Consider the following 6,048-nt stretch of genomic DNA (forward strand, 5'->3'; position numbering starts at 1 on the left):
TATGGCAAATATACAAACAAAAAGCGAAGCAACCTTACTTAAAAAGGTATGGGATATTGCGAATGTACTTGCAGCAGCGGGCGTAGGATTTACTGATTATATTACTCAGCTTACCTATATTCTCTTTCTTAAAATGGATGACGAAAAAGAAGAACTCGGTCTAGGTAGCTCTTTGCCCGAAGGGTGTAAATGGAAAGAACTTGTTGAACTGAATGGTTTTGATTTGGTTGAAAAATATGAAGAAATCCTCAAAGAGCTTGCAGATGATACAGGTTTGATCGGCACAATATTTACTAAAGCTTCCAACAAAATTGACAGTCCTGTTCATCTCGCAAAAGTTATCCAAATGGTGGCAAGTGAAAACTGGTATATGATGGAGGGAGATTTCAAGGGAGCTATTTATGAATCCATCCTTGAAAAGAACGGGCAGGATAAAAAGAGCGGCGCCGGCCAATACTTTACTCCGCGTGCTTTGATTAAGGCAATGGTAGATGTAATCGATCCTAAAATTGGAGAAACCGTTGCTGATCCGGCGTGCGGAACAGGCGGGTTCCTTCTTGCCGCTTATGAACATATGAAATTGCAGAGCAAAGAGATTGCCAAGCAGAACTTTTTAAAAAACAATGCTTTATTCGGTGCAGACAACACGCCGCTTGTTGTTACGCTTGCTTCCATGAATCTTTATTTACACGATATCGGCACCGAAAAAAGCCCTATCGTTTGTCAGGATTCGTTGCTGGATAATTCGGATAAAATGTATGATGTCATCCTCGCAAATCCTCCTTTTGGGACAAGACCACAGGGAAGCATTGAAGTTGCGGCAAACAGACCGGAGTTTATTAAAACATCAGATAATCAGGTCAATTTTTTGCAGCACATTATATCCATTGTGAAAACAGGCGGCAGAGTGGCGGTTGTTTTGCCTGATAATGTGCTGACTGATGGTAACGCGACTGCAAAGGTGCGTGAAAAGCTCTTAAAAGATTTTAATCTACATACGATTCTCAGACTGCCAACTGGTATTTTTTACGCAGGCGGCGTTAAAACGAATGTTCTTTTCTTTGAAAAAGGTTCAGAAACAAAGGATATTTGGGTCTATGATTACAGAACAGGTATAAAGCACACTATGGCCACTAAGCCAATGACAAGAGAACATCTCGATGACTTTGTGAATTGCTATTGTTCCGGCCATATGGAAGATAGGGCGCAGACTTATTCTGAAGAAAATCCAAACGGCAGATGGCGTAAGTTCACTGCTGACGAAGTTTATTCTCGTGACCAATTAAAGCTTGATTTCAAGTGGATCGACTTAACCGAAAAAGACGACCGTTCTATTACTGAAATCCTTTCCGAAATGCAAGAGAAAGCATCTTCTATCAGCGAAGCAGTTTCAAAGCTTCAAGAGATGCTTGGAGGAATTGACTTATGATCGATACAAAAGCGTTAAGAGAGAAAATCCTTGACCTTGCTATCCGTGGCAAACTTGTCCCGCAAGACTCAAATGACGAGCCGACTTCAGTTCTTTTAGAGCGCATCCGTGCTCAAAAGCAGCAGATGGTAAAAGAAGGGAAACTGAAAGCAAAGGATATTAAAAATGATACAATTATCTTCAAAGGTGAGGATAATTTGCATTATGAGCAGTTTCAGGATGGAACAGTGAAATGCATTGAAGATGAGATACCGTTTGAAGTGCCAGAAGGGTGGGCGTGGACAAGGCTATGCTCTGTATCTTATGATTTACCATATGGAACCTCTAAAAAGTCAAGTACTAACGGAAAAATAGCCGTATTAAGGATGGGAAATCTGCAAAATGGCGAAATAGATTATAGTGACTTAGTATATTCGTCTGATGAAGAAGATATTAAAAAATATTATTTGATTAGAGGAGATCTTCTATTCAATAGAACAAATAGTATTGAGTTAGTGGGGAAAACATCGGTCTACCGTGGAGACATTCCTGCTATTTATGCAGGATACTTGATTCGGATTCGATCATCGTTAAATTATGAATATCTCAATGCGGTTATGAACAGCAGCTATGCCAGAGAGTATTGTACATCTGTAAGAACTGATGCCGTAAATCAGTCAAATATTAATGCAACAAAATTAGGTCATTTCTTAATTGCTATTCCGAGCAAATCAGAGCAAAAACGGATTGGCGAGAAAATATCAGAGTCTATAAAAGTCATAAATATAATTGAACAAGAAAAATTAGACTTACAAACAATGGCTACTAATGTAAAGTCAAAAATTCTCGATCTTGCAATCCGAGGCAAGCTTGTACCGCAAGACCCGAATGATGAGCCGGCTTCGGTTCTGCTTGAACGCATTCGGTCTGAAAAAGAAGAACTCATCAAGCAAGGCAAAATTAAGCGGGACAAGAAGGAATCCGTCATTTTTAAAGGTGAGGATAACTCTTATTATGAGAAGTTTGGCGAAAAATTACCTGCTGGCTGGGTTGTAACTAACTTTGGAACTTTCTTAGAATATGAACAGCCGACAAAATATATTGTAAGCGATACAAATTATAAATCTTCATACAAAACACCCGTTTTGACTGCCGGAAAATCTTTTATACTCGGTTATACAAATGAAACAGACAATGTATTCGACGATTCACCGGTAATTATTTTTGATGACTTCACAACAGAGAGCAAATTTGTAAATTTCCCATTTAAGGTTAAATCGTCTGCAATGAAAATCTTGCATATCAACACAGATTTAGTTTTTCCTCTATACGCATTTTATCTGATGCAGACGACAGAAATTGATCACGAGAATCATCAAAGATATTGGATCTCCACATACAGTCAGGAAAGGGTTGCTTTACCACCGCTAAACGAACAGAAAAGAATATTAGCAAAGTTAGAGTATTACTTCACTTTATTAGATCAAATACAGTGATTAATGAAGCGAGCTTAATTAAGGCTCGCTTCAATGCTTTTAATAAATGAATTTGCATTCAAAATGACCTGACACAATTTGATTTGTTCTTTTATTGGAGGAATCGGAAGCAAAATTTTATTCATGTTCTCTTGAGTGAGTTTTAACCTTGTTGTTCCATATACATAATTTAGATAATCAACTGAATTTAAACTATGCAATAGATATTCTGATAATATCAACGATTCTAAAATATGAGCATGATTATTAACCCATATTTTCCCTGACACAATATAAGCTTTTTGAGCTGTTTTATCTGAGAATGGAGCCGCATCTTCCCCCAATAATATATATTTTCCATCAAATAGGTAATCATCAATAAAACCTACTTGTCCGGTGGCTCCAAAATACGGATACAATTTATCCTTCTCCTTGTCCGCAATTCGCTTTTTTCTTTCTGTCAAGTTTACCGGTTTTCTATAGTTGTCATAGTTGATAGTAATAGAACTTAATCTCGCCCAACACCAATTACTGGGTATTTTAAATGGTAGGTTATCATCAATACAACATACCGAATTTCCAATCTTCTCATAATAAGAGAACTTCACACCATCTCCGTTATAATATACCTGCGGAAAACCGCAGAATAATTTTACGGAGGTGTCTTATTATGAAGATGCAAAACACATTTGAAGAATACTTGAGAAAGGGAAATCTTTCAGAAAACACCATTACTTCGTATCTGTGGACTGTCGATTTCTATAACGCCCACTACGATGAAGTAAACAAAGAAAACCTTTTGGCTTATAAAGGGTATCTAATGGAATTTTTTAAACCGAAAACAGTTAATCTTCGGATTCAGGGGATTAACAAATATCTTGAATATCTTCACAAAGAGCGATTACAACTCAAAGCAGTCAAAGTCCAACAAAAGAATTTTTTGGAGAATGTTATCAGCAATGCTGATTATAAATTTCTGAAAAAGCAGCTAAAAAAAGACAGAAACATGGAATGGTATTTTGTTGTTTGGTATTTAGCTGCCACTGGTGCCAGAGTAAGCGAACTGATACAGATTAAGATCGAACATGTTGAAATAGGATATTTTGATCTATATACTAAAGGCGGTAAATTACGACGATTATACATACCGAAAAAATTAAGAACAGAAACTCTTGAATGGCTGGAGGAAACACAGCGTTCCTCCGGCTATTTGTTTCTCAACAGATATGGCGAAAGAATCACAACCCGTGGAATATCCCAACAATTAAAGAATTATGCCGATAAATATGGGCTGGATAAAAAAGTAGTCTATCCACATTCTTTCCGGCACAGATATGCTAAGAATTTTCTTGAAAAATATAACGATATCGCTTTGCTTGCCGACTTAATGGGGCACGAAAGTATTGAAACTACCCGTATATATCTGCGTCGTACCGCCAGTGAGCAGCAAGCGTTAGTGGACAAAATTGTAACTTGGTAAAAACACAGCCGCCCTCAATTCGAGGACGGCTGATTTTATGCTATGGAGTTGGTTATTTCATCCAGTTGTGTGAAGATTGTTTCTATCGTTTCTACAATTCTTTTTTGTTCGGCAAGTGGTGGTACTGGGAGACAAATGGTTTTTAAATCAGTTTTGTTAAATTTCAGCATCGCTACGCCTGTAGAAATTGCCTTGAGTTCTTCGTAACCTGTTGGTGATTGCAAAAAATAATACAGATAGTCTCTATATTCATCATTTGTCAATCGCACCATCACCGAGTTAGGCGCTAAAGTCATTTTTGTTTTTAAGTCGGGAACTATGAACACCTTTCCAATAGAACCTATATTGCTTAAAATGAGTTCACCGCCAAACAAATTTGAATTTTCAAGAAACTCATAGCCGTGTTTATCGGTATAAGTAAGATTTTTTGTGAATTTGTTTGAAAAATCTGCCGTTTTAATCATTATAGCGTAATCTGGTTCTTTGAGTGATACAACATTGGCTCTTAAGGAAGCAAAACTTCCACTTGCTACTTGGTCGGTCACCTTTTCGCTGTATTGTCCTAAGTTTGTCCATTGCCAACCTTGAGGTAAATCAAACGGTAAATCTTCACATTCTTCTGATGATTTTCCAACAATTCGATAATAAGAGTTATCCTCACCTTTGAAAATGACGGATTCCTTCTTGTCCCGCTTAATTTTGCCTTGCTTGATGAGTTCTTCTTTTTCAGCCCGAATGCGTTCAAGCAGAACCGAAGCCGGCTCATCATTCGGGTCTTGCGGTACAAGCTTGCCACGAATGGCCAGATCAAGAATTTTGGATTTTGCAATAGTTATTAAAACGTTGAGTTTTGTATCAGAACATTCAATGCTATCGATACTCATAAATGCTGTGTGTATAGCTTCAAGAATTTTTTCTTGCTCTGAAACAGGAGGCAATGGAATTAAGTATTGTTCTATAAATTCTCTACCAATCCTTTTTTGTCCTACTGCGCCTGAAAATGCATTAATCCCATCTGAAATAAAATCGTCTCGCTTAATATACCACAAAACATATTCGGGTAGCACAGTGTTTTCTAAAGTTCGGATAATGTGCAATTCGGTTGTTCCTGCCCCATAGCCATTTGAAAGTTTGCGAAAAACTACAGATTTTTTATTTTCAAAACAAGGTGTTATTTTAGCAATAGCAATATCGTTCTCAGCAAAATGAGTGTATCCCGTTTTTACTTTTTTCCATAACCTAATTTCTGATTTGTGATTATTGGTGTAACCCTCTTGTATTAACGGCATTGGAATAAATGAAACCTCAATGTTGTCTTGTATAGAATTACGAGGATTTATTATGAATCCACTTGAAAATCTACACCACGCCCACCCTTCTGGCACTTCAAACGGTATCTCATCTTCAATGCATTTCACTGTTCCATCCTGAAACTGCTCATAATGCAAATTACAACAAGCAATAACTGGTCTTAGGGCAGCACCCTAACGAGAAATACTGTTTTGCGACTGTGGGAGTACAAACAGTCTGCTCGCTAAGATGATACAGAAAAGCCGGAGAAGGTAGCAATACTTTCTCCGGTTCGTTTTATTTTTATGGGCTTTAGCCTGTTGAACCGGTTTGAGTTTTTCTGGGAAGAAAAATGAAAAGCGGTGAAACAATAAACCGCCTGCTATGCGGGCGGA

At 37.6% G+C, this 6,048-nt stretch carries 6 protein-coding genes; 3 read left to right on the forward strand and 3 right to left on the reverse strand.

Features of this window, described 5'->3' with window-relative positions:
• The first annotated feature begins 1 nt into the window (after position 1).
• Complete coding sequence (locus EV212_RS12170; protein ID WP_132093850.1) at positions 2-1,429, forward strand: type I restriction-modification system subunit M; 1,428 nt, start codon at positions 2-4, stop codon at positions 1,427-1,429.
• Complete coding sequence (locus EV212_RS12175; protein ID WP_207669115.1) at positions 1,426-2,904, forward strand: restriction endonuclease subunit S; 1,479 nt, start codon at positions 1,426-1,428, stop codon at positions 2,902-2,904. The genes EV212_RS12170 and EV212_RS12175 overlap by 4 nt, the downstream gene beginning before the upstream one ends.
• Positions 2,905-2,918: 14 nt before the next feature.
• Here the strand turns inward: EV212_RS12175 and EV212_RS12180 are convergent, their stop codons facing one another.
• Positions 2,919-3,347, reverse strand: coding sequence for a restriction endonuclease subunit S (locus EV212_RS12180; protein WP_207669116.1), 429 nt, complete (start codon positions 3,345-3,347; stop codon positions 2,919-2,921).
• A gap of 206 nt (positions 3,348-3,553) precedes the next feature.
• Between EV212_RS12180 and EV212_RS12185 the strand changes: the two genes are divergently transcribed.
• The gene (locus EV212_RS12185; RefSeq protein ID WP_132093856.1) at positions 3,554-4,363 is read left to right on the forward strand and encodes a tyrosine-type recombinase/integrase; all 810 of its coding nucleotides are present in this window, start codon (positions 3,554-3,556) and stop codon (positions 4,361-4,363) included.
• A gap of 35 nt (positions 4,364-4,398) precedes the next feature.
• On the opposite strand, the gene EV212_RS13585 is transcribed toward EV212_RS12185, so the two are convergent.
• A complete protein-coding gene (locus EV212_RS13585) occupies positions 4,399-5,781 on the reverse strand; it encodes a restriction endonuclease subunit S (protein ID WP_132093859.1) in 1,383 nt (460 codons plus the stop codon).
• A 66-nt stretch (positions 5,782-5,847) separates the two neighbouring features.
• On the reverse strand, positions 5,848-6,048 hold a 201-nt coding region (locus tag EV212_RS13590; protein WP_207669117.1), incomplete at its 5' end, for a hypothetical protein.

Origin of the sequence: Frisingicoccus caecimuris, from assembly GCF_004340975.1 — a bacterium.
GTDB classification, from domain to species: domain Bacteria; phylum Bacillota; class Clostridia; order Lachnospirales; family Lachnospiraceae; genus Frisingicoccus; species Frisingicoccus caecimuris.

Coding starts and splice junctions, on each gene's coding strand:
- EV212_RS12175 (WP_207669115.1), top strand. CDS start 1,426: ATGATCGATACAAAAGCGTTAAGAGAGAAAATCCTTGACCTTGCTATC.
- EV212_RS12170 (WP_132093850.1), top strand. CDS start 2: ATGGCAAATATACAAACAAAAAGCGAAGCAACCTTACTTAAAAAGGTA.
- EV212_RS12185 (WP_132093856.1), top strand. CDS start 3,554: ATGAAGATGCAAAACACATTTGAAGAATACTTGAGAAAGGGAAATCTT.